Genomic DNA, 22,993 nt, shown 5'->3' on the forward strand with positions numbered 1-22,993 from the left:
CCTTGGTGATCAGGCCCTCGCACTGGGATGGCAGTCCCGGCGAGGGCCGATGCATGTGAGGCGTGTCTGGGGTTGTCGCGACTGACGCTGCACCACAAGTGGTGCCGGACGCCAGTTCAGTTGGGCATATTCACTCCGGCGAGTGATCGACGGGGACGGCAGGGGAGGGTCCGGTTCTTTCCCCCGGTTCTTGGTCTTTGGCGTCGGGCGTCACCGGGTCACGTCCGGCCGCGACGCGGTGCCATTTCAGCCCACACGGTCTTGGCGCCGGGCGGCGCCTCCTCCACACCCCAGCGGGCCGCGTACGCCGTCACGATGCGCAGCCCCCTGCCGGACTCCGCGGTGTCGTCCACCGGGTCCGGGACACGCGGGACCCGGTCGCCCCGCGCGTCGGTCAGCTCGATACGGAGGGTGCGGTCGGGACGGAGCCGCAGACGCAGACGGAAGTCCCGGCCCGGGACCCGGCCGTGGAGCACGGCGTTGGAGGCCAGCTCCGCCACCACCTGCGCCGCGTCCTCGTACGGCTCGCCCCAGTCGTGGAGTTGGCGTTCCGTGAGGAGTCGGGCGAGGCGGGCGCCCCTTTTGGTGGCGGAGAGCTGCACGGCGAATTCGTGGTTCACGTCACCCAGCGTGGCCGCGCTTCCCTACGCTGACCAGTGACCGCGCAGGCACAGACAGTGACTGTACGGGCGCGTGGGGGCGCCGTACGGCTGGTACGTCAGGAGGGAAAGACGTGGAGGACGAAGAGGCGGAGGCCGTGCTCAGGGTCGTCGGCCGGCAGATCAGGGCGTGGCGGGACCAAGCGGGACTGAAGCAGGCCGAGTTGGCCGCCGCCATCGGGTACGGCGAGGAGATGGTGTCCTCCGTGGAGCGGGGGCGGCGGATCCCGAAGCCGGAATTCCTGGACAAGGCGGATGAGGTGCTGGGGGCGGGCGGGAAGCTCGCTTCCATGAAGGAGGACGTGGAGCGGGCCCGGTATCCGAAGAAGGTACGGGACTTGGCGAAGTTGGAGGGGGAGGCGGTGGACTTGGGCGCCTATGCGAGTCACCACATCCACGGCCTGCTGCAAACCCCGGAGTACGCACGTGAGCTATACGCGATGCGGCGCCCTCCCTACACGGAGGACGAAATCGACCGGCACGTCGCTGCCCGGATGGCACGCAAGTCCGTCTTCGAGCGCACACCTCATGCGCAGATCACCTTTGTCCAGGAAGAGGTGACGCTTCGGCGGCCGATCGGGGGCAAAATGGTCCTGCGACGACAGCTCGAACATCTGTTGGAGATCGGTACGTCGAGGCACGCGGTGATCCAGGTGATGCCCACGCACCGTGAGGACCACGCGGGTATGGGTGGCTCCCTCCAGCTGCTGAAACTGCCTGACGGCACAACCTTGGGGCACTTGGAGGTCCAGTTCCTCAGCCGGCTGATCAGTGATCCACGCGAGGTCCAGGTCCTGGAAATGAACTATGGAATGATCCGGGCGCAGGCGCTCACGCCCCGGGATTCGCTGACGTTCATCAAGAAGGTACTGGGAGACGAGACATGACCCCCACCCTGGAGTGGTTCAAGAGCAGCTACAGCAGCAACGAAGGTCCTGAATGCGTCGAGGTCGCCGTCTCCCAGGCCCACGCCTCCGTCCACGTACGCGACTCCAAGGACACCTCCGGCCCCCAGCTCGCCCTCACTCCGAAGGCGTGGGCCGCCTTCCTGTCCGGCTTCTGCGAGTGACGCCGGTTGTCCACAGGGCACGCGTGAGCGACGGGAAGTCTGCGACCTTGGGCGGATGGAAAGGACCGCACTGAGGGAGCTGGCCGAGGGAGGTCTGCTGCTCACCTCGCGTGCCCTGGCGGCCGGGTGGCCCAGGCGCAGTCTCACGCGGGCGCTGCGGTCCGAGGGATGGGCGCGGCTCAGGCACGGGGTGTGGGTCGAACCGGGGCGGGACGCCGACCCCGTGTGCAGGCTGCGGTCGATGCAGCTCAGCGAGCCCCGGCTCGTCGTGAGCCACTGGTCCGCCGCCGACCTGTGGCTGATGGACACCCTCATCCGGGCCGAGGAACGGCCGGTCGAGTTCATCGACCCGGGGCTCACGTTGCGGCGCAAGAGCACCGGTGTCCGGGTGCACCGCATGCGCCTCGCCCCGTCCGAGGTGGTCTGGCGCCAGGGCTTCCGGGCCACGAGTCCACTGCGTACAGTCACCGACCTGCTGAGGGCTGGACCGAGGGACCATGCCGTGGCCGCCGTGGACTCCGCGCTCGGCTACCGCCGGGTCGGACGGACTCGGCGGGCTCCGCTCACGTCCCTCCAGGCGGTCGCCGTCGCGCTCGACGGCTCACCCGTGGGCACGGGAACGGTGCGGGCCTGCGAGTGGCTGCGGCTGTGCGACCCGCGCGCCGGATCACCGGCCGAGTCGATCGCGCGGCTGCGCATGTACGACGCCGGTCTCCGCCCCGAGAGCCAGGCGGAGTTGATCACCCCGGCCGGTCGTCGAGTGGTTCTGGACTTCCTCTTCCGGGCCGAGGGGCTGGCCGTCGAGATCGAGGGCTACGCCTATCACGGCACCCGCGACTCCCACCGCCGGGACGTCGCCCGCTTCAACCAGATCGCACAGTGCCCGGCGGTCCGCCTCCTGCTCCGCTTCACCGCGGAGGACGTCTTCCACCGCCCCGAGTACATGCTGGGCGAGATCCGCGCCGCTCTGGGATTGGGGCAGCGGTGAGGGAGTCGTGGTCGCCCGGCGTTGTGAGGTGGCCGTGGGGGCCGCCCGCTTCTTGGTCAGTGTCGTGCTTCCGCGAGCCGAGTAAAGGGCGCTGCACTCCGCTGCGCTGCGTTCCGCGTCGGCTGCGCCGATGGCCCTGCGGGCCACCCTTTACTCGGCTCGCTCCAGCACGGGAGAGAAGCGAGCGGGCGGCCGGGGAAGGCGGGGTCCCCAGGTGGGTCGGGTTCGGAGTGGGGTGAGGAGCCGGCCGGAGAGGGGGCGCGGTGGCGTCTCGGGGGGTGCCGGTGGGCTTGGCGGCTTTGCGCCGGTGGGCCGGGGCGTGGGGTGCGGGGGTGGGTGGCCTGAAGGGTCCAGTGGGTCGGTGGGCGGAGCCGGGGAGCAGTTGGGGCAGGCCGGGGTCGCCTCGATCGGGAAGGACGCCCGCGGGAGGCCGAACGTGCCCTGACTCTGGGTCCGGGGGGTGCCGGGTGGCTCAATCACTACGGATCGTGGCGTTCCGCGCGGCAAGATGGGCGCCATGTCCACCACAACCTCGCGCGGCGCCCTTTCGCTCGCCGCCACGCTGCTGACCGGGACCGTCGCTCTCTACATGGCCTTGGTCGCCTTCGGGAACATCACCGACTTCGGGACCAATCAGGCGTTCGTGCAGCACGTGCTCGCCATGGATACGACGTTCAAGGACGAGGATCTGATGTGGCGGGCGATCACGAGTGAGGCGCTTCAGAACGCCGCCTACGTCGCGATCATCGTGTGGGAGACGCTGGCCGCGCTCGTGCTGATCGGCGGGACGTGGTTCTGGGCCCGGGGCGAGCACGTGCGGGGGCGGCGGTTCGCCACGTACGGGCTGCTCATGGTGATGCTGCTGTTCGGCGTCGGGTTCATCGGGATCGGCGGCGAGTGGTTCGCCATGTGGCAGTCAGGCGACTGGAACGGGCTGGACGCCGCCACCCGGATCTTCCTGCTCAGCGGGGTCGTGCTCGTCGTCAATCACCTGCCGGGGGCGGTGGGGCGGGAACCGGCCGCGTAACGGCCCGGGGTCGTGCCCACCAGGCGTGTGAAGTGGCGGGTCAGGTGGGCCTGGTCGTGGAAGCCGACCTCGGCCGCCACCTCCGCCGGGCGGCGGCCGGCCAGCAGCAGGCGCCGGGCGCGGTCGGTACGGCGGGCCGTCAGGTACTGGTGGGGCGCGATGCCGAACGCCGAGCTGAAGGAGCGGACGAGGTGGGCGGGGTGGGCGTGGACCAGCCGCGCCGCCTCGTCCAGGGTCACGCCGGGGCGGAGGCGTTCGTCCAGGAGGTCGCGGAGGTCGTGGGCGACGCTCCGCGCCGGCGGTGCCACCGGCGTCCTGAGGCGGGGGCGGAGGGTGGCGCGCAGGCGGTCGGTGATCAGGGCCAGGCGGCTCTCGGCCTCCAGTGCGTCGCCCGGGTGCGCGAGCGCCGCGTGGAGCTGGGCGACGCGGTGGCGCAGGAACGGGTCGGCCATGTCGGGGGCGTCGACGGCCGGTCCGATGAAGGTCTCGTCCAGATGCGTCCGGTCCAGGTAGAGGACGCGTTTGCGGAAGCCGTCCGCGGTGGCGGGTTCGCCGTTGTGCGGGACCTGCGGCGGCAGCAGGGTGACCGTGTCGTGCGGGGTGCCGTGCTCGCGGCGGTCGAGGTCGTAGCGCACGGCGCCGTCGTCGACGATCAGCAGGGTCCACACGTCGTGGACGTGCATGGGGTAGGCGTGCTCGGTGAAGTGGGCGTGGAAGACCTCGGTGACGCCCGGCACCTGCGGGCGCCACGCGGTGATCTTCGGGACGCGGACCATGCAAGGAACGTACAAGACGGCCGGGTGGCGCGGGCGGCAGGCTCGGGAGCATGACCATCGAGAGCACGCCTGTACGTTTCGACACCAAGATCGCCGTCCTGCTGCGGGACGACCTCGCTCCGTGGCAGCGGCTGAACGTGACCGCCTTCCTGGTCAGCGGGCTCGGCACCGAGGTCCCGGAGGTGATCGGGGAGGCGTACGCCAACGCCGACGGCACCCCCTACCTGCCGATGTTCCGGCAGCCGGTGCTGGTGCTGGAGGGGGCGAAGGAGGTGCTCACCGCCGCGCACGGGAGGGCCGTGGCGCGTGCGCTGCCGCGAGCGGTGTTCACGTCCGACCTCTTCGCCACCGGCAACGACCGCGACAACCGGGCCGCCGTGCGGGCCGTTCCCGGTGATCAGCTGGATCTGGTGGGGCTCGCCGTGTACGGGCCGCGCAACGCGGTCGACAAGGTGCTCAAGGGCGCCCGGATGCACCCGTGAGCCGGGCCGGGGTCACTTGACGACCGTGACCGTCGTCCCGGTCGTGGCGAACGCCCACAGGGCCTCGCCGTCGGTGCGGTTGGTGCGGATGCCGCCCGTCCGGGCGCCGGAGGCGGGGGGCGGGGAGGCGCCGTCGACCGCGTGGGAGAAGGCGATGTTCACGCCGGACTTCGCCGCGAAGTAGACGATGTGCTCGATGCGGACGCCGTCCGAGCCGGTGGTGGCGGGCTCGGACCGGGTGCCCACCGTGTAGGTGCCCGGGTCCGGGTCGACGGTGCCCGGCCAGACGGTGAAGGTGCGGCGGGGGCTGTCGCTGGCGTCGATCAGCCAGACCCGGTTCTGGGAGAGGGAGTAGACGATGCGGCGGCCGGTGCCGGAGTCGTCGGGCACGGCGGTGGGGGCCGTCGCCGTCGGCTTGGGTGTGGCGGTCGCCGTCGCCGACGGGGTCGGGGTGGTCGCCGTGGCGACCGGACGGGTGCCGTCGGTGGCCTGGACCGCGAGGACGGCGACCACCGCTATCGCCCCGGTGGTCAGACCGGTCACCCAGGCCCACGAGGGAAGCCGGCGGGCAGGCACGGGCACGCATCTCCTCAGCAATCCGGCCCCGGCGCCGGGCGACACCGAGGGGTCGGATCATCCTACTGCGAGGCCGTGCGCGGTCCGCCCGCCGGCCGTTCTCAGTCCAGCACCGGCAGCAGCTCCGGCAGGTGGCCGTCGGAGGCCTCGGCCGCGCGGCGGCGCTCCTCGGGGACCTCGCCGTAGAGGGTGGTGCGCGGCTTGGCCGGGCGGCCCGCTGCCCGCGCGACCGCGACGAGGTCCTTGACCGACTTGTACGAGCCGTACGAGGAGCCCGCCATGCGGGAGATGGTCTCCTCCATGAGGGTGCCGCCGAGGTCGTTGGCGCCGGAGCGGAGCATCTCCGCCGCGCCCTCCGTGCCCAGCTTCACCCAGCTCGTCTGGATGTTGGGGATCCAGGGGTGGAGCAGGAGGCGGGCCATCGCCGTCACGGCGCGGTTGTCGCGCAGGGTCGGGCCGGGGCGGGCGATGCCCGCCAGGTAGACGGGCGCGTTGGTGTGGATGAAGGGCAGGGTGACGAACTCGGTGAAGCCACCGGTGCGTTGCTGGATGCCGGCCAGGGTGCGGAGGTGGCCGAGCCAGTGGCGGGGCTGGTCGACGTGGCCGTACATCATCGTCGAGGAGGAGCGCAGGCCCAGTTCGTGGGCCGTGGTGATCACCTCGATCCAGGTCGCCGCCGGCAGCTTGCCCTTGGTGAGGATCCAGCGGACCTCGTCGTCGAGGATCTCCGCGGCGGTGCCGGGGAGGGAGTCCAGGCCCGCCTCCTTCGCGGCGGTCAGCCACTCGCGGATCGACAGGCCGGTGCGGGTCGCGCCGTTCACCACCTCCATCGGGGAGAAGGCGTGGACGTGCATGCCGGGGACCCGTTCCTTGACGGCCCGCGCGATGTCGAAGTAGGCGGTGCCCGGCAGGTCCGGGTGGATGCCGCCCTGCATGCAGACCTCGACCGCGCCGACCTCCCACGCCTGCTGGGCGCGGTCGGCGACCTGGCCGAGGGAGAGGGTGTAGGCGTCGGCGTCGGTGCGGCGCTGGGCGAAGGCGCAGAAGCGGCAGCCGGTGTAGCAGACGTTGGTGAAGTTGATGTTCCTGGTGACGATGTACGTCACGTCGTCGCCGACCGCCGACTTGCGGACGTCGTCGGCGACCCGGCAGAGCGCGTCCAGCGCGGGGCCGTCCGCGTGGAGCAGGGCGAGGGCCTCGGCGTCGGTGAGCCGGGTGGGGTCGTCGGCCGCGACGCGCAGCGCCTGGCGTACGTCCGTGTCGATGCGCTCGGGGACCATGCCGGGGGCCGCCGCCTCGCGCAGGGCGCCCCAGTCGCCGTAGACCTCGTCGAAGTCCTCGCGGCGGTCGGCGGTGCGGCCCTCGGTGTCGATGGCGGTGTGCAGGTCGGTGCGGCCGGTGGCGGTGAAGACCTCGTCGGGCTCCTGCCAGGGGCGGCCCTCCACGACGGCGTCCTCCCGGGCCAGGCCGCTGTCCGGGTCCGCGAGCGCGCGGACGTGCGGGAGCAGGCGCGGGTCCAGCCAGGGTTCGCCGCGGCGGACGAACTCCGGGTAGACGCAGAGGCGTTCGCGCAGTTCGAAGCCCGCGGCGCGGGACCGTTCGGCGAGGCGTTCGATCTGCGGCCAGGGGCGTTCGGGGTTGACGTGGTCGATGGTGAGCGGGGACACCCCGCCCCAGTCGTCGATGCCCGCGCCGATCAGCCGCTCGTACTCGTCGTCGACGAGGTTGGGCGGGGCCTGCAGGCAGGCGCTGGGGCCCATGATGTGGCGGGCGACGGCGACGGTGGCGACCAGTTCGTCGAGTTCGGCGTCCGGCATGCCCCGCATCGCGGTGTCGGGCTTGGCGCGGAAGTTCTGGATGATCAGTTCCTGGATGCCGTGGTAGGCGCGGGACACCTTCCGCAGCGCGAACAGGGACTCCGCGCGCTCCTCGTACGTCTCGCCGATGCCGATGAGGAGCCCGGAGGTGAAGGGGACCGAGGAGCGGCCCGCGTCCTCCAGGACGCGCAGCCGGACGGCGGGTTCCTTGTCCGGGGAGCCGTGGTGGGGGCCGCCGGGCTCGGACCACAGGCGGGTCGCCGTCGTCTCCAGCATCATGCCCATGGACGGCGCCACGGGCTTCAGCCGCTGGAAGTCGGTCCAGCTCATGACGCCGGGGTTGAGGTGCGGGAGCAGACCGGTCTCCTCCAGGATGCGGATGGAGACGGCGCGGACGTAGGCGATGGTGTCGTCGTAGCCGTGCGCGTCCAGCCACTCGCGGGCCTCGGGCCAGCGGTCCTCGGGCTTGTCGCCGAGGGTGATGAGGGCTTCCTTGCAGCCGGCGGCGGCACCCTTGCGGGCGATGTCCAGGACCTCGTCGGGGGACATGAACATCCCGTGCCCGGCGCGGCGCAGCTTGCCGGGGACGGTGACGAAGGTGCAGTAGTGGCACTTGTCCCGGCACAGCCGGGTGAGGGGGATGAAGACGCTCTTGGAGTAGGTGATGACGCCGGGGCGGCCCGCCGCCGCCAGGCCCGCGTCGCGGACCCGGGCGGCGGAGGCGGCGAGGTCGTCGAGGTGCTCGCCGCGGGCCTGGAGCAGCACCGCCGCCTCGCGGACATCGAGGGCGACGCCGTCCCGGGCGCGTCTGAGGGCGCGACGCATGGAGTTCTCGGTGGGGCCCGTTCCGGAGGTCGCGGAAGTCGTCATCCTCCGAGCATACGATCGCGCTGATCAGGACCTGTCCGGGTCACCCGGCCCGTTCGGTGACGTACGGCGCGTACTCGTCCAGGGTGCGCAGCACCTCGGCCTCCCCGGCGGGCGGGAGCTGGAGTACGGCTTCCTCGATGCCGAGTTCGGCGTAGTGGGCGAGCTTGCCCGGGGTGGGGTGCACGGCGTACGGGACGACCTGGAGGGCGGCCGGGTCGCGGCCGGCGTCGGCCCAGGCGGTGCGCAGCGCGGGCAGGGTGGTGGACAGGCCGCGCCCGCCGATGGGCAGCCAGCCGTCGGCGTACTCGCAGATGTGGGCGAAGAGCTTCGGTCCGGCGGCGCCGCCGATCAGGGTGCGCGGCCCGACGACCGGCCCGCGGGGCTTCTGTACCGGCTTGGGGTGGGCGTGGCTGGCGCGCACGGACCCGAACTCCCCTGCGTAGGACGTCGGTTCCTCGGCCCACAGGGCGCGCATGAGGGCCATCCGGTCGCGGACGAGCTCGCGGCGGGTGCGCCAGTGCACGCCGTGGTCGGCGGCCTCCTCCACGTTCCAGCCGAAGCCGAGGCCGAGGGTGAGCCGGCCGCCGGAGAGGTGGTCGACGGTCGCGATCTGCTTGGCCAGGTCGATCGGGTCGTGCTGGGCGACGAGCGTGATGCCGGTGCCGAGGCCCAGGGTCCGGGTGACGGCGGCCGCCTGGCCGAGGGCGACGAACGGGTCGAGGGTGCGGCCGTACTCGCGGGGCAGCTCGCCGCCCGCCGGGTAGGGGGTGGTCCGTTCCACGGGGATGTGGGTGTGCTCGGGCAGGTAGAGCCCGGCGAAGCCCCGTTCCTCCAGCTCGCGTGCGAGCCGGGTCGGGGTGATCGTCTCGTCGGTGAGGAAGATGGTGACGGCGATGCGCATGACCCATCTGTACCGGGGCGCGGGCCATCTGTCCATACCGACTGGTCGGTCACACCCGTGGCGGTGACCCGGCCGGCGGTCCCGGCGGGCTGTCGCCTCAGCGGCGGACCGACTGCCGCAGCTCGATGACCGACGCGACCGCGCGCAGCCAGCGCGCGGCGGTGTCGTCCGCCCGCACACCGCCCGCGAGGGAGGCGGCGGCCGCCAGCCAGTCGCGGACGAGGCCGGCCGCCTCCGGCCGGGGCAGCGGCTCGGGCAGGGTCAGCGCGTGCGCGAGACCGCCCGCCCGGACGGTCTCCGCGAGGAACGCGACCGAGCGCGGCTCGGTGCCCAGGCGGCCGAGGAGGACCGCCGCGCCCACCGCGCCGTCGCCGAAGAGGGACGTGCGCATCGGGCCCCGCGGGGCGGTGACGCCGTAGCGGAGGAGGGCGGCGATGTCGAGGCCGGCCAGCTCGTCCTCGGTGCGCGAGGTGGTGTCCACGGCTCAGCCCACCGTGACCCGGTAGGTGACCCGCTCCGGCTCGGCCGGCGCGGCGCCGCCCGTCGTCGGCGTCGGGGCGGGGCTGCCGTCGCCGGTGTCGCAGGTGCTGTTGAACGTGCAGTGCAGCAGCACGATCTCGGTGCTGCCCTCGCCGGTCGCCTCGAAGGTGAAGGTGAGGCGGCTGCCGCCGCCCGCGACCACCTCTCCGGAGTCCGACGCGGACTCGCTCTCCCGGCCCTCGGCGCGGACCACCGAGGCGTCCGGCTCCGGGTCGACCAGGTACCAGTGCGAGCGGGTGGAGGCGTTCTCGTCGACGGTGAGGGTGAACCTCTCCCCCACCGACGCGGTGATGGTGCGGTCCTGCGTGGGGTGGCTGGTGGGCTCGCCGTCGCCCGTCCCGCAGGCGGACAGCAGGAGCAGGGCCGCCGCCGCGCCCGCCGCCCCGGCGCGGGACGCGGCGCCGCCGAACGCCCTACTCGGGGACATAGACCTGGTACGCGTTGTTGAGTTCACTGTTGGAAGCCTTGCCCATGTTGCCGTTGACGAAGTCGTCCTCGCTGACCCAGGTGGTGGTGCCCCAGGGGTTGTAGATCTGGAGCATGTCACCCTCCTGGCCGATGATCATCATCGCGTGGGCGCCCTCGTCGCCCGAGACGTCGACCGGGACCGGCCGGCCCTCGGCGACCGCCCGCTGGACGTCGTCGAGGACGGCCCGGCGCTCGTCGTCGCTGTCGAGGTCGTGGCGGCGGTAGTCGTCGCCGGTGGCGCTGCCGAGGGTGGAGTCGGCGATGCGTTCCTGGCCCTCCTGGCCCATGCCGTTCCAGTCGTCGCCGCCGTCGCCCTCCTCGTGCAGCCGGTGCTGCTCGGCGACCAGCCGATCCCGGAACGCGTCGGGGTCGTCCTCCTGGCCGCTGGGGCCGCCGGTGAGGCCGAGGGCGTAGATCGGGTCGAGCATGGCGCGGGCGTTGACGGTGGAGGAGGCCACGCAGGTGCCCTCGGAACCGTCACCGCCCTGGATCCACGCCTGGTCGTGGAAGAGGACGGTGTCCTTGTTGTTGTTGGAGCCGTCCTGGGCGAGGCCCTCGTCGTCCATGCTGTCCTCGGCGGTGACCACCGGGGTCAGATGGCGGCGCAGCCACTCCGGGTCCTTGCCGTTGATCTTGCCCTGGAAGGTCTCGATCTCCTTGACGCCGTGGCCCGCGGCCAGGGCCTTCATCAGGTAGGCCCGCTCCTCCGCGCTGCCCGCCTGCGACAGCATGCGCTCCATGGCCGCCGCGTCGGCGCCGCTGAGCTGGTCCATGCGGCGGCCGGCGCGCTCCAGGTCGCTGGAGCTGAGGATCTCGTTCAGCTCGGTGGGGGCGTTCGCGGCGCCGGTGTCGGCGAGCATCAGCTTGTCGACGGCGGTGAGTTCGCCGGTGTCCATCTTCCCGGCGCGCGCCTCGGCCGCCCACTTGTTGAGGTCGCGGGCGGCGACCCGGACGGCCTCCTCGGCGGTGACGGCGGCCTGGTGCATCAGGTTGATGCCGTCGGAGGCGTAGGCGCGGGCGGTCAGCCGGTCCCACTCCTCCTCGTCGTCCTCGTGCAGGTCGTCGAAGAAGCCGTCCCGGCCGCCGAGGGTGCTCTTGGCCTGTCCCATCCGCCCGCGCCCCTCGGCGTCCTGCCGCTGCGCCTCACCGAGCGCGTCGGCGAGCCGCAGCAGCGCGTTCGCGCCGCCCTGGAAGGCCTCGGCCATCTGCAGCACGGCACGTCCGGCGGCGAGGACCGCGTCGGAGGCGAGCACGCCGGTGTCGCCGACCCAGACGTCGGGCAGTCCCTTTCCGGCCACCCGCTGCACGCGGTCGTGGACGCCGCCCGCGTTGTCGATCTGGTCGCGGTAGCGCCTGCTCAGCGATTCGAGCGTCGCCGGGCTGCCCTCGGGTTCGGACACGGACAGCGCGCTGTCGATCATGTCGAGCAGGTCGTTCTTGCTCTCGGCCCTGGGGATGTCCTCGCACAGCCCGGCCAGCCACGCGCGCCGCCCGGCCGGGGAGTCCGCGGGCCTCATGAATCCCGTCATCGCCTGTTTCCGCCCTGTCGTCCCGGTCGCCGTACGGTGCTCAGTAGCCCGCGAGGGCCGACGGGCGCCCGGCGAAGGCGGGCATGGTGCTCAGTTCGCCGTCGGCGACGGTGACGTTGCTCGCCGAGGTGCGGACCAGGCCGTCGCTGTCGCCGTACGCGCCCTTGGCCAGCCGTACCTTTCCGGCCAGCTCGTGCAGGGCCGCCTCCAGCGTGCGGGCCTCCGCGCCCCACGCGGCGATGAACCGGTTGACGGCCGCGGCGGCGTCGGTGCCGCCCAGCGCGTCCGAGGCGTAGCAGGCGCCGGGCGCGATCGCCGTGCGGATCTTCCCCGTGTCGTCGCCCGCGCCGTCCAGCTCGTTCGCCTGACCGGACATGCCGGACTTCTTGAGCTGGTAGCCGTCCGAAGAGGCCATCGACTTCCCCCGTGTGACTGTGTCGATCAAGACCGCGGGGAGGCTAGCACGCCGGTGACGCGCCTCCATGGCCGGATCACACTCCCCGCACAGGGCGGGCACACGGCGCGGCCACGGGGCGCCGTACGGAAGCGAGTTCACTCCGGACGCGACGCGGGGAAGCTGACGGCCGGTCAACCCCGGTGGTGCTGCGGAGACGTCGTGAGGGAGCCGTGAACCGCCCGCCGTTCCGGCGGAATCGGGCTGTGATCGGCATCTCGCGCGGCTGACGCATCCGCCGTGAACAAGGCAAACTGACAGAGTTGTTCAGGATGTCTAGGGGGACGGCGATGGACGGGGTACCGCGAGTGCCGGCGCAGAGGCGTCCGGACCCGGTGGAACCGGCGGCGCTGCGCTTCGGCGTGCTCGGGCCGGTACGCGCCTGGCGCGGCGACGAACCGCTCGGCACCGGATCGCCCCAGCAACGCGCCCTGCTGGCGGCCCTGCTGCTGCGCGAGGGCCGCACGGCCACCGCCGCCGAGCTGATCGACGCCCTGTGGGGCGAGGCCCCGCCCTCCCAGGCCCTCGCCGCCGTCCGCACCTACGCCTCGCGGCTGCGCAAGGCACTGGACCCCGGCGTCCTCGTCAGCGAGTCCGGTGGCTACGCCGTCCGCGGCCTCGGCGAGGGCGCGCTCGACCTCGCCACCGCGCAGGACCTGGCCGCGCGGGCCGAGAAGGCCAAGGCGGCCGGGGACCTGTGCCAGGCCCGCGACGCCCTCGGCCAGGCCCTCGCCCTCTGGGACGGCGAGACCCTGGCCGGCGTCCCCGGCCCCTACGCCGAGGCCCAGCGCGTCCGTCTGGAGGAGTGGCGGCTCCAGCTCCTGGAGTCCCGCCTCGACATGGACCTCGAACAGGGCTGCCACGCGGAGGCGGTCTCCGAACTGACCGCGCTCACCGCCGCGCACCCGCTGCGCGAGCGCCTGCGCGAACTGCTGATGCTGGCGCTGTACCGCAGCGGACGCCAGGCCGAGGCCCTCGCCGTCTACGCCGACACCCGCCGCCTCCTCGCCGACGAACTCGGCGTCGACCCCCGCCCCGGCCTGCGCGAACTCCAGCAGCGCATCCTGCGCGCGGACCCCGGCCTCGCCGAGCCCTCAGCGCCGCCCGCCGAACCCGCCGCGGTCCCCGTACGCCCGGCGCAACTGCCCGCGACCGTCCCGGACTTCACCGGCCGCGCCTGCTCCGTCTCCGAGCTGAGCGAGGTGCTGGCCGCCTCCGAGACGGGGGTGATGGCCGTGTCGGCACTCGCCGGCATCGGCGGCGTCGGCAAGACCACCCTCGCCGTCCACGTCGCCCACCAGGCCCGCCCCGCCTTCCCCGACGGCCAGCTCTACGTCGACCTCCAGGGCACCGGACCGCGCGCCGCGGAACCCGAGACGGTCCTCGGCTCCTTCCTGCGCGCCCTCGGCACGGCGGACTCCGCCATCCCCGACTCCCTGGAGGAGCGCTCGGCGCTGTACCGCTCCGTCCTCGACGGGCGCCGCGTGCTGATCCTCCTCGACAACGCCAAGGACGCCGCGCAGGTGCGCCCCCTGCTGCCCGGCACCTCCGGCTGCGCCGCCCTCGTCACCTCCCGGGTGCGCATGGTCGACCTCGCCGGCGCCCACCTCGTCGACCTGGACGTCATGTCGCCGGACGAGGCGCTGGCCCTCTTCACGAAGATCGTCGGCGAGGAGCGGGTCGCCTCCGAGCGGGAGGCCGCCCTCGACGTCGTGGCCGCCTGCGGCTTCCTGCCCCTCGCCATCCGCATCGCCGCCTCCCGCCTCGCGGCCCGCCGCACCTGGACGGTCTCGGTGCTCGCCGCCAAACTCGGCGACGAGCGCCGCCGCCTCGACGAACTCCAGGCCGGTGACCTCGCCGTCAAGGCCACCTTCGAACTCGGCTACGGACAGCTCGAACCGGCCCAGGCCCGCGCCTTCCGCCTCCTCGGCCTCGCGGACGGCCCGGACATCTCGCTGGCGGCGGCAGCGGCGGTGCTGGACCTCCCGGCGGAGGAGACGGAGGACCTGCTGGAGTCCCTCGTCGACATGTCGCTGCTCGAATCGGCGGCGCCGGGCCGCTACCGGTACCACGACCTCGTACGGCTCTACGCGCGTGCGTGCGCGGAACGGGACGAGGAACCGCCGAGCGAGCGGGAGGCGGCCCTGTCCCGGTTGCTGGACTTCTACCTCTCCACCGTCGCGGGCGTGTACCTGCTCGAACGTCCCGGGGACCGGCTGGTCGAACACCTGGAACCGGCCCGGTACCCGGGCCTGGCGTTCGCGGACCGCCACGCGGCGCGGGACTGGCTCTACGCGGAGGCCGTCTCCCTGCTGGCGTGCGTGCGCCAGGCCGCCCGGCGCGAGACCCTGCGGCGTGCCGTCGACGTCCTGTGGGCCGCCGTCGACCTGGCCGAGTCGGGCGCCAACTCCAAGGAGTACGAGGCGGTCGCCGCCCTGCTGCGGGACGTGGCGCAGCAGGCCGGCGACCCGCGCGCGGAGGCGCGTGCGCTGACCGCGCTCGCCTTCGTGCACCACATCAGCGGCAGCCGGTTCGACGTGGCCCTGGAGGAGGCCGAGCGGGCCGTGCGGCTGGCCCGGGACGCCGCCGATCCGCTCACCGGGTGCTGGGCCTCCAACATCTGCGGGGTCGTCGCGCTCTACCAGAGCCGCCACGAGGAGGGCGAGGCGCACTTCACCCGGGCCATCGACAGCTTCCGCCGGCTGGGCGACCGGCCGGGCGAGGCCAGCGCCCTGTGCAACCTCTCACGCATCCACCTGGCCACCGGGCGGATCGACAGCGCGGTCGCCCTGGCGCGTGAGGGGGCGGCCATGTACGACGACATGGGCCACGCGCTGAAGGGGGCCAACGGGCGCTACGCCCTGGGCCTCGCGCTGACCCGCAGCGGGCGGCTGGCCGAGGCGACCGACTGCCTGGAGGAGGCCCTGCGCGTGTTCCGGGACAGCCGCCAGCGGCTGTGGGAGGGCATGACCCTGTTCCGGCTGGCGGAGCTGGACCTCGCGGCCGGACGGCCGGCGGGTGCCGCGGTGAACGCCGAGACGGCGCTGTCGCTGCTGCGGGGCATCGGCGGCGACTGGCGGCACGGCAACGTCCTCACGGCTCTGGGCCGCGCCCTCGACGGCATCGGGCAGCGGGACCGGGCCCAGGTCTGCTGGCGGGAGGCCCTGGAGATCTTCGAGACGCTGGGGGCTCCCGAGGCCGCCGAGGTCAGGGGCCTGCTGGCGCCGGTGACGACGGCCTGAGCCGGCGACCGCCCGCCGGCGTTCATCGTTCGTTTATCGCCTCCCGGCACTCTTGGGCGTGTCGAGCCGTCGCCTCGGGGGGAGGCGGACGCACCGGCCGGCGGCCGGGCCTTAGGGTGAACCGGCCCGACGGTCCGCCCGGCAGCCCGCGGGGGGGTTGCCGGGCGGTTCCGTCCACGAACGCACCACATCACAGGGGAGCCAGCGACATGAGCGAGAGCAGCACCGAGAACGTCCACGCGACGGGTGAGCCGACCGCCGACGCCACCACGGACAACGTGCACGCCACCGGCGAGCCCGTCGCCCTGAAGAACGTCCACGCCACCAGCGAGCCCGCCAAGCTCAAGGAGAGCACCGGCGACACCACGAACGGCAACGTCCACGCGACGGACGAGCCGGTCTGACGCTCGCGCACGGGGGATCGGCCGCGGCGGCGCGGAGGGGGAGCCGTCGCGGCCGAGGCGTGCCCGGGGCCGCGCCGGGTGCCGCGCCGCCGTCCGCGGCGGGTGCCGCGCCGTCCGCGGCGGATGGCCCGGTCCGGGCGGCTTCCCTTGCTTGACATGAACACGACATCGAGAGGAATTCACCTGGCGGCCCGGGCCCGCCGGGCGTAGCGTCGGCGTCAGAGCGGTGGGGCGGAGTCCCCGACCGCTCACCGAGAGCGACGGCCGCCGTCCGGAACCCCTTCCGAGTCCGCACGACGGCCGTCCCCCGGTACCGGCAGGGCACCCCTCACGCGGTGCGCGCGGTGCCCGTGCCCTTCTCGGCGTCCAGTGCGTAGACGCAGCGGTCCTTGCTGCACGCGTAGACGATGCCGTCCCTGACCACCGGGGAACCGGTGATCTCGCCGCCGGTGGCCAGCTTCCAGCGCAGCCGGCCGTCGTCGGCCTTCAGCGTGTACAGCAGATGGTCCGTGGAGCCGAAGTGGATGCGCCCCTCCGCCACCGCCGGGGAGCCGACGATGTCGCCGCCCGCCTGGAACCGCCACTTGGGGGTGCCGGTGACGGCGTCCAGGGTGTACAGGCCGGTCCCGCTGCCCACGTGGACGTGGCCCGCGGCGACCAGGACGGGCTCCACGGACGCCCGCGCCTCGGTGGCGATCCGCCAGCGGTCGCGGCCGTCGGTGGCGTCGAGGGCGTAGACCGTGCCGAGGTAGTCGGCGAGGTAGACGCCGCCGCCGGTAACCGCCGGCCCGGGCGCGAAGGCGGGCGGCGACAGGAAGACCGCCGGGGCCTCGAAGTGCCAGCGGACGTGGCCGCTCGCGACGTCGACGGCCAGGACGCGGGTGCCCGCGGAGAGGTAGACGTAGCCGTCGGCGGCCGGCGCCACCCGGACGGGCACACCGCCGCAGGAGGCCGCGTCGCCGATCGGGTACGACCAGCGCTCGTCACCGGTACGGGCGTCCAGGGCGCGCAGCCGGGCGTCCTGCCAGACGTACACCGTGCCGTCGTGCAGCGCCGGGCCCGCCTCCGGGGACTCGAAGTCGGTCTGGCAGCCGGTGATCTCCCACAACTTGCGGCCGTTCGCGGCCTCCCAGGCCTGCACGCCGCCACCGCGGGTGCCGGTGACGACGGTGCCCCGCTCGGCCTTGAGGGAGTACACCCAGGCATCCGTCGACAGCCGCCACAGATCGGCGCCCTCGCGCGCGTCCAGGGCGAACAGGGTGGGCCCGTCGGAGGCGTGGATACGGCCGTCCGCGACCGCCATCGACCAGGCGACGTCCCGCGTCTTGAAGCGGCGGCGGCCGGTGGCCACGTCCAGGGCGTGCACCTCGAAGGAGGTGACGTACACCAGGTCGCCGTCGACGGCCGGGGTGCCCCAGACATCGTTCGACATGCGGAAACGCCAGGGCCGCCAGCCCGTCTGGGACGGTTCCGGCGGGGCGGCGGGCACCGGCGGCGCGGTCACCGCCGGGTCGGCGCCGCCCACCCCGGGGCGCGGCTTGGACCAGGAGGCGGCGAGCCCGGCCTCCGGCGGCGGCGCCTTGACGGCGGCCGCGCGGGCGTCGGCGACGCGCGGCCCCGGCCCGATGGGCACGGCGGCGCCGGGCAGCCGGACCGGGCCCCCGTCCGGGGAGCCGGCCGGCGTCCCGGCCGGCCCCGGGGGCAGACCGGCGGACGACGGGACGACGGGGTCGTGGGACGGCGGCGGCGGTACGGCGGAGTGACCGCCGTGCGCGGCCGCGTGCCCGGTGTGGCCGGGCCTGGCCGCGGGGCGCCCGCCGCGGCGGGTCTCGATGAGCGCGACCGCCTTCTCGGGCAGCCACGCCGACGCCGTACCGCTGTCGTCGGAGCCGGAGCCGAACAGGTGCGGGGCGAGCTGGGCCTGGAGGTCGGCGGGGGTGGGGCGGGCCGCCGGGTCCATCTGCATGCAGGACTCGATCAGCGGGCGCAGCTCGTCGGGGAGGCCCTCCAGGTCGGGGCCCTCGCGCAGCAGCATGAAGACCGTCTCGACGGGGTTCGCCCCGTGGAAGGGCGGGTGACCGGTGGCGGCGAAGACGAGGGTGGAGCCGAGGGAGAACACGTCGGAGGCGCCCGTCACGCTGCGGGAGTCCTTCGCCTGCTCGGGCGACATGTAGGCGGGGGTGCCGACCGCGACGTTGGTCATCGTCAAACGCGTGTTCGACACGCCGGACGCGATACCGAAGTCGATCACCCGCGGGCCGTCCTCCACGACCAGCACGTTGGACGGCTTGAGGTCCCGGTGCACCAGCCCGGCGCCGTGGATCGACTGGAGCGCCTCCGCCACGCCCGCCGCCAGCCAGCGCACCGCCTGCGCGGGCAGCGGACCGCAGTCGTTCACTATCTCCTCGAGGGAGGGGGCGGGCACGTAGGCGGTGGCCAGCCACGGCACCGCGGCACGCGGATCGGCGTCCACCACGGCCGCCGTGTAGAACCCGGAGACCGCCCGGGCCGCCTCCACCTCACGGGTGAAGCGGACCCGGAAGAGCTGGTCCTCGGCCAGCTCGGTGCGGACCGTCTTGATCGCCACGCGCCGGCCGGACGCCGAGCGCGCGAGATAGACCAGCCCCATGCCGCCGGCCCCCAGCCGTCCCAGCACCTCGAACGGCCCGATCCGCCGCGGATCGTGCTGCGTCAGCTGATCCACCACTTGCCTGCCACCTCCCCGTACGAGCCGCGCCACCACTTGTGCACGCGACCCCGTGCAGCGTCTCACCACCGCACCGCCATGGCGGCACGCACCCCGATTCTTCCTGGCCCGGGCCCTCGTTGCGAACCCGGTGAGAAACGGGGTGTCTCACCCCATATGCCGCAAACGGTTCGCGCGTCGGCCCCGCCCCACCGCTTGACCTGCGGCTCGCCGGCGGCCGCTCAGCGCTGGAGCACCGCGAACGACGCCCCCTGGTCGTCGCTGACGACGCCCACCGTGCCGTACGACGCCTCGAAGGGGCCCGCCTGCACCCGGCCGCCCAGCCGGGCCACGTCCGCGAGCGCGGCCTCGCAGTCCGCCACCCGGAAGTGGACCAGGAAGTGCGGCGGCATCTGGGCGGGGAAGACGTCGGTGAGCGGGGCCCGGCCGAAGTCGGGATCGGCGTCCGGGCCGAACAGGGCGTCGTGGAAGAGACCGCCGTAGAAGGTGTTCACGGCGGCGGTGTCACGGGCGTAGAGCTGCGCCCAGCCGAACGTGCCCGGCTCGTGGCGGCGGCCGAAGCCCGGGTGCGTGCCCGGCTGCCACAGGCCGAAGACGGCACCCTCCGGGTCGGTGGCGAGCGCCGCGGTCCCCAGCCCGCCCACCGGCATCGGCGCGGTCACCACCTGCCCGCCGGCCGCCAGGACGCGGCGGGCGAGGGCCTGGGCGTCCGGGGTGGCGAAGTACACCGTCCAGACGGTGGGCAGCCGCCCGTCCGTCTTCTGTGCGAGCGCGGCGACCGGCTCGCCCTCGGAGAGCGCCCAGACACTGCCGCCGTACGACTCCTCGAACGTCCACCCGAAGAGCTCACCGTAGAAGCGCTTGCCCGCCGCCACGTCGGCGAGCTGGGCGTCGAGCCAGCACGGGACGCCCTCCGTGTACCCCTCTTGGTGAGCAGATGCCCTGTTTTCGGCCATGCACTCAAAGTAGCGGCGGCTGCCGCACCCCGCTCACCAGGCACACCTCGCTCCGAGCCCCCGCGCACCCCATTTGCAGTCGGCCGAATCGCGCTCAGATCACCCCTCGGTAAGCTGACGACATGACAGGACAAGTGCGTACCGTCGACGGCCGCGTGGCCGGCCGGCGTGGGCAGGCGACGCGGCAGAAGCTGCTCGACTGCCTCAGCGAGATGCTCAGCTCCTCTCCGTACCGGGACGTCAAGGTCATCGATGTCGCCCGGAAGGCGGGCACCTCGCCCGCGACCTTCTACCAGTACTTCCCGGACGTCGAGGGCGCCGTCCTGGAGATCGCCGACCAAGTGGCCGCCGAGGGCGCCGCGTTGACCGGTACCGTCGAGGGACGCAGCTGGGTCGGCAAGGCGGGCTGGCAGACCGCGCAGGAACTCGTCGACGGCTTCCTGGAGTTCTGGCGCAAGAACGACGCGATCCTGCGCGTCGTCGATCTCGGCGCGGCGGAGGGCGACAAGCGCTTCTACAAGCTCCGCATGAAGATCCTCAATTCGGTGAACGGCTCCCTCACGGACGCGGTCGCCGGGCTGCAGGCCAAGGGAAAGGTCGACAAGGACGTCAACCCGGCCGCGATCGCCGGATCGGTCGTCGTGATGCTCGCGGCGGCGGCCTCCCACCAGAAGGGCTTCTCCTCCTGGGGCGTCAAGCAGGCCGAACTCAAGCCGAACCTGGCCCTGTTGGTCCACCTGGCCATCACCGGCAGGAAGCCCACCAGGTAACGCCCACCGCGCGCCTTCCCCACGTCCTGTCAAGCACCCCATCGGGGGGTGCGGGGAACGCGCGGTCGACCGGGGCCGCCCCGGACGCGAGGAATCCCGCACGGTGCTACGCGGGCAACGGCCGGTCCCGCACCACGTGCTTCATCACCAGCGTCGACGTCAGCCGCTGCACCCCCGGCAGCGTGGCCAGCCGGTCGTCGTACAGCCGCTGGTAGGCGGCCAGATCGGCGGCCACCACCCGCAGCAGGTAGTCCGGCTCACCGAACAGCCGCTGCGCCTCCACCACCTCCGGCACCTCGCTCAGCGCCCGCTCGAACCCGGCGACCGTCTCCCGGTCCTCCTGCCGCATGGAGACGAAGACCAGCGCCTCGAAGGTCAGCCCGACCGCGGCCGGGTCCACGACGGCCCGGTAGCCGCTGATCGCGCCCGACCGCTCCAGTTCCCGCAGCCGCCGGTGACACGGCGAGACGCTGAGCCGCACCCGCCCGGCCAGCTCGGTCACGGTCAGCCGCCCGTCCTGCTGCAGCTCGGCAAGGATTTTCCGGTCCACGTCGTCCATGCGGCAAATCCTGCCTCACCGTGCGAGTAACCGGGAAAAGATCGGCAACACTTTCGCCGCATTCCCGCCTAATGTCCCCACCATGGACTCGGGAACGCTGCTCTCCTTCCTCGCCCTGGACCTGCTGCTGGTCTGCGTACCGGGTGCGGACTGGGCGTATGCCATCTCCGCCGGACTGCGCGACCGCTCGCCCGTCCCCGCGGTGGCGGGCCTCGTCACCGGCTACGCCCTGCACACCGTCCTCGCCGCGGCCGGGCTCGCGGTGCTGGTCGCCGGATCGCCGGCGGTGCTCACCGCGCTGACCGTGGCGGGGGCGGCGTACCTGGTGTGGCTGGGCTGGGGCGTGCTGCGGCGGCCGGGCGTACCGGGCGCCGGGGACGGTCCGCGGGCGGTCGCGGCCGGCCGCCGCCGCACCTTCCTGCGCGGTGCGACGATCAGCGGCCTCAACCCCAAGGGCCTGCTCCTCTACCTGTCGGTGCTGCCCCAGTTCCTCACCCTGGACGGCGCCCGTCTGCCCGTGCCGGTGCAGACCACCGTGCTCGGCCTGCTCCACATGGCGTGCTGCGCCGCCGTCTACCTCACGGTCGGCCTGCTGGCCCGCGCGGTCCTCGGCGCCCGCCCGGCCGCCGCCCGCGCGGTCACCCGCACCTCGGGCGCGGCGATGCTCGGGATCGGCGCGTTCCTGCTGGTCCAGCGCCTGGCCACGTTCTGACGGCGCCCGGCCGTACCGCCGTGCGCCGGGACGCCCGTCCGCGGGGATACTCGGGCCATGGCACCGGATCCGGATCTTCACGCGCTGCTGCGGTCGCTGCGGGTGTGGGACGTCGACGCCCTCCCCGCCTTCGACCCGTCCACCGCCCCCGCCGCCCCGCTCCCCCTCTTCACGGCCTGGCTCGCCGAGGCGGTGGCGGCCGGGCAGCCCGAGCCCCACACCATGTCCCTGGCCACCGCCGACGAACACGGCCTGCCGGACGTCCGTACGGTGATGCTGCACGGCGCCGACGAAGAGCACGGCTGGAGCTTCGCCAGTCACCGCGGCAGCCGCAAGGGCCGCCAGCTCGCCGCCCGCCCGTACGCCGCCCTCGGCTTCTACTGGCCCGCGCAGGGCCGCCAGGTCCGCGTCCGCGGCCCCGTCTCCACCGCCCCGCCCGAGGCCGCGCAGGCGGACCTGCACGCCCGCTCCACCGGTGCCCTCGCCGCCGCCCTGACCGGCAGCCAGAGCGAGCCGCTGGCCTCCCTGGCCGATCTGACGGCGGCCTCCGAGGCCGCCTGGGCCCGCGCCGAGCGGCACCCGGGGACCCCGGCGCCCACGTGGACCCTCTACCGGCTCCGGCCGGACGAGGTGGAGTTCTTCCAGGGGGACGCGCGCCGCCGGCACGTGCGGCTGGTGTACCGGCGGGAGGAGGACCGCTGGCGGCGGGGGCTGCTGTGGCCGTGAGGCGGGGGACCGGGCGGGGTGCCGTGGCGGGTGCGCCGCGCGGAGTCGTACGGCGCGAGGTCCGCGACCGGCTTGGGGGCGAGCCGTGGGCGGAGCCGGTCGCCGGCGGGTGTCACGGCGCGGTGTCCGCCTCGTCCGTCGCCAGCCGGGCGTGCAGGTGGACGTCGCGGAAGGCGTCCCGGGCGCCCGCCTCCCACATCGCGCCGCGCAGGGTGCCCTCGGCGCGGAAGCCGCAGCGTTCGGCGATGCGGCAGGACGCCTCGTGGCCGCGGGCGTGGCCGAGTTCCAGGCGGTGCAGGTCCAGGTCCGTGAAGGCCCAGTGGGCGGCGAGGGCGAGGGCGCGGCCGGCGACGTGCCGGCCGCGGGCCTCGGGGAGGACCCAGTAGCCGACGCGGGCGCAGCGCATCGACCGGTCGATCAGGTGGACGCCGATGTGGCCGAGGATCGTGCCGGTGTCCGCGTCCGCGACCCGGAACGACACGGCGCTGCCCTCGGCCGCCTGCCGCGCCTTGGAGCGCAGCGACGCACGGGCGCTGTCCCGGTCGGTGACGGGGACGAGCGGGGTGTTCCAGCGCAGGAACTCCGGGTCGGTGTGCCCGCGCAGCCACGCCTCGGCGTGCGCGTCGGACTCCGGGTCCCAGGGGCCGAGGGACAGGCCGTCGCCGTGCAGTTCGGGCCGGGCGGGCGGGGACGGCCGGGAGCGCTCGCGTATCTGCGTCATCCGGCCATTGAACCGTGCGGACCCGCCCGGTGCGGCGCGG

Annotated in this window: 23 protein-coding genes; 10 read left to right on the top strand and 13 right to left on the bottom strand. The window is 73.7% G+C overall.

Features of this window, described 5'->3' with window-relative positions; translation table 11 throughout:
- Positions 1–218 precede the first annotated feature (218 nt).
- Positions 219–620 carry an ATP-binding protein gene (locus tag SGLAU_RS14675; protein WP_244315212.1) on the bottom strand — a complete coding sequence of 134 codons (402 nt, stop codon included), beginning with the start codon at positions 618–620 and terminating at the stop codon, positions 219–221.
- A gap of 113 nt (positions 621–733) precedes the next feature.
- Here SGLAU_RS14675 and SGLAU_RS14680 point away from each other — a divergent pair, with 113 nt between their 5' ends.
- The 4 genes from SGLAU_RS14680 to SGLAU_RS14695 all read left to right on the top strand — a co-directional run bounded on the left by SGLAU_RS14680 (position 734) and on the right by SGLAU_RS14695 (position 3,743).
- Positions 734–1,546 (top strand): helix-turn-helix domain-containing protein, encoded by an 813-nt coding sequence (locus tag SGLAU_RS14680; RefSeq protein WP_043501773.1) that lies wholly within the window; start codon positions 734–736, stop codon positions 1,544–1,546.
- Positions 1,543–1,728 (top strand): DUF397 domain-containing protein, encoded by a 186-nt coding sequence (locus tag SGLAU_RS14685; RefSeq protein ID WP_043501775.1) that lies wholly within the window; start codon positions 1,543–1,545, stop codon positions 1,726–1,728. Before SGLAU_RS14680 ends, SGLAU_RS14685 begins: the two co-directional genes overlap by 4 nt.
- A 55-nt stretch (positions 1,729–1,783) precedes the next feature.
- Positions 1,784–2,716, top strand: a complete 933-nt coding sequence (locus SGLAU_RS14690; protein WP_043501780.1) for a hypothetical protein — start codon at positions 1,784–1,786, stop codon at positions 2,714–2,716.
- Positions 2,717–3,233: 517 nt separating this feature from the next.
- Entirely contained in the window at positions 3,234–3,743 is a 510-nt protein-coding gene (locus tag SGLAU_RS14695) for a DUF2165 domain-containing protein (RefSeq protein WP_099052937.1), read from the top strand.
- Here the strand turns inward: SGLAU_RS14695 and SGLAU_RS14700 are convergent.
- Positions 3,704–4,519, bottom strand: coding sequence for an AraC family transcriptional regulator (locus tag SGLAU_RS14700; protein ID WP_043501783.1), 816 nt, complete (start codon positions 4,517–4,519; stop codon positions 3,704–3,706). The genes SGLAU_RS14695 and SGLAU_RS14700 overlap by 40 nt on opposite strands.
- A gap of 50 nt (positions 4,520–4,569) precedes the next feature.
- Between SGLAU_RS14700 and SGLAU_RS14705 the strand changes: the two genes are divergently transcribed.
- A complete protein-coding gene (locus SGLAU_RS14705) occupies positions 4,570–5,001 on the top strand; it encodes a DUF2000 domain-containing protein (protein WP_043501785.1) in 432 nt (143 codons plus the stop codon).
- A 12-nt stretch (positions 5,002–5,013) separates the two neighbouring features.
- On the opposite strand, the gene SGLAU_RS14710 is transcribed toward SGLAU_RS14705, so the two are convergent.
- The 7 genes from SGLAU_RS14710 to SGLAU_RS14740 all read right to left on the bottom strand — a co-directional run bounded on the left by SGLAU_RS14710 (position 5,014) and on the right by SGLAU_RS14740 (position 12,117).
- Positions 5,014–5,583, bottom strand: a complete 570-nt coding sequence (locus tag SGLAU_RS14710) for a L,D-transpeptidase (RefSeq protein WP_043501787.1) — start codon at positions 5,581–5,583, stop codon at positions 5,014–5,016.
- Between the two features lie 95 nt (positions 5,584–5,678).
- Positions 5,679–8,264 (bottom strand): bifunctional FO biosynthesis protein CofGH, encoded by a 2,586-nt coding sequence (locus SGLAU_RS14715; protein ID WP_043501789.1) that lies wholly within the window; start codon positions 8,262–8,264, stop codon positions 5,679–5,681.
- Between the two features lie 40 nt (positions 8,265–8,304).
- Positions 8,305–9,165: an LLM class F420-dependent oxidoreductase gene (locus tag SGLAU_RS14720; RefSeq protein WP_043501790.1), complete on the bottom strand. Its 861-nt coding sequence runs from the start codon at positions 9,163–9,165 to the stop codon at positions 8,305–8,307.
- A 97-nt stretch (positions 9,166–9,262) separates the two neighbouring features.
- A complete protein-coding gene (locus SGLAU_RS14725) occupies positions 9,263–9,646 on the bottom strand; it encodes a hypothetical protein (protein ID WP_043501793.1) in 384 nt (127 codons plus the stop codon).
- A 3-nt stretch (positions 9,647–9,649) separates the two neighbouring features.
- The gene (locus SGLAU_RS14730) at positions 9,650–10,132 is read right to left on the bottom strand and encodes a protease inhibitor I42 family protein (RefSeq protein ID WP_052413758.1); all 483 of its coding nucleotides are present in this window, start codon (positions 10,130–10,132) and stop codon (positions 9,650–9,652) included.
- Positions 10,119–11,690, bottom strand: a complete 1,572-nt coding sequence (locus SGLAU_RS14735) for a peptidoglycan-binding protein (RefSeq protein WP_244315213.1) — start codon at positions 11,688–11,690, stop codon at positions 10,119–10,121. The genes SGLAU_RS14730 and SGLAU_RS14735 overlap by 14 nt, the downstream gene beginning before the upstream one ends.
- A 52-nt stretch (positions 11,691–11,742) precedes the next feature.
- On the bottom strand, positions 11,743–12,117 hold the full coding sequence (locus SGLAU_RS14740) for a hypothetical protein (protein ID WP_052413759.1): 375 nt from the start codon (positions 12,115–12,117) through the stop codon (positions 11,743–11,745).
- Positions 12,118–12,446: 329 nt separating this feature from the next.
- Here SGLAU_RS14740 and SGLAU_RS14745 point away from each other — a divergent pair, with 329 nt between their 5' ends.
- Together SGLAU_RS14745 and SGLAU_RS14750 are read left to right on the top strand one after the other, a co-directional pair.
- Positions 12,447–15,398, top strand: a complete 2,952-nt coding sequence (locus SGLAU_RS14745) for an AfsR/SARP family transcriptional regulator (RefSeq protein ID WP_043501796.1) — start codon at positions 12,447–12,449, stop codon at positions 15,396–15,398.
- 209 nt (positions 15,399–15,607) lie between these two features.
- A complete protein-coding gene (locus tag SGLAU_RS14750) occupies positions 15,608–15,802 on the top strand; it encodes a hypothetical protein (RefSeq protein WP_043501798.1) in 195 nt (64 codons plus the stop codon).
- 328 nt (positions 15,803–16,130) lie between these two features.
- Here SGLAU_RS14750 and SGLAU_RS14755 read toward each other — a convergent pair whose 3' ends face one another.
- On the bottom strand, positions 16,131–18,509 hold the full coding sequence (locus SGLAU_RS14755; protein WP_043501799.1) for a serine/threonine-protein kinase: 2,379 nt from the start codon (positions 18,507–18,509) through the stop codon (positions 16,131–16,133).
- Between the two features lie 221 nt (positions 18,510–18,730).
- Positions 18,731–19,465 (bottom strand): VOC family protein, encoded by a 735-nt coding sequence (locus SGLAU_RS14760; RefSeq protein WP_052413760.1) that lies wholly within the window; start codon positions 19,463–19,465, stop codon positions 18,731–18,733.
- A gap of 134 nt (positions 19,466–19,599) precedes the next feature.
- Here SGLAU_RS14760 and SGLAU_RS14765 point away from each other — a divergent pair, with 134 nt between their 5' ends.
- Positions 19,600–20,235 (top strand): TetR family transcriptional regulator, encoded by a 636-nt coding sequence (locus tag SGLAU_RS14765; protein ID WP_043501803.1) that lies wholly within the window; start codon positions 19,600–19,602, stop codon positions 20,233–20,235.
- Positions 20,236–20,341: 106 nt separating this feature from the next.
- Here the strand turns inward: SGLAU_RS14765 and SGLAU_RS14770 are convergent, their stop codons facing one another.
- Positions 20,342–20,794: an Lrp/AsnC family transcriptional regulator gene (locus tag SGLAU_RS14770; RefSeq protein WP_043501804.1), complete on the bottom strand. Its 453-nt coding sequence runs from the start codon at positions 20,792–20,794 to the stop codon at positions 20,342–20,344.
- A gap of 82 nt (positions 20,795–20,876) precedes the next feature.
- On the opposite strand from SGLAU_RS14770, the gene SGLAU_RS14775 reads away from it, so the two are divergent.
- Together SGLAU_RS14775 and SGLAU_RS14780 are read left to right on the top strand one after the other, a co-directional pair.
- Positions 20,877–21,506, top strand: coding sequence for a LysE family translocator (locus SGLAU_RS14775; RefSeq protein ID WP_043501807.1), 630 nt, complete (start codon positions 20,877–20,879; stop codon positions 21,504–21,506).
- Positions 21,507–21,563: 57 nt separating this feature from the next.
- Positions 21,564–22,232 (top strand): pyridoxal 5'-phosphate synthase, encoded by a 669-nt coding sequence (locus tag SGLAU_RS14780; protein ID WP_043501808.1) that lies wholly within the window; start codon positions 21,564–21,566, stop codon positions 22,230–22,232.
- A 112-nt stretch (positions 22,233–22,344) separates the two neighbouring features.
- Here the strand turns inward: SGLAU_RS14780 and SGLAU_RS14785 are convergent, their stop codons facing one another.
- Entirely contained in the window at positions 22,345–22,953 is a 609-nt protein-coding gene (locus SGLAU_RS14785) for a GNAT family N-acetyltransferase (protein WP_043501809.1), read from the bottom strand.
- Between the last annotated feature and the right edge of the window lie 40 nt (positions 22,954–22,993).

Origin of the sequence: Streptomyces glaucescens (genome assembly GCF_000761215.1) — a bacterium.
Taxonomy (GTDB): Bacteria; Actinomycetota; Actinomycetes; order Streptomycetales; family Streptomycetaceae; genus Streptomyces; species Streptomyces glaucescens_B.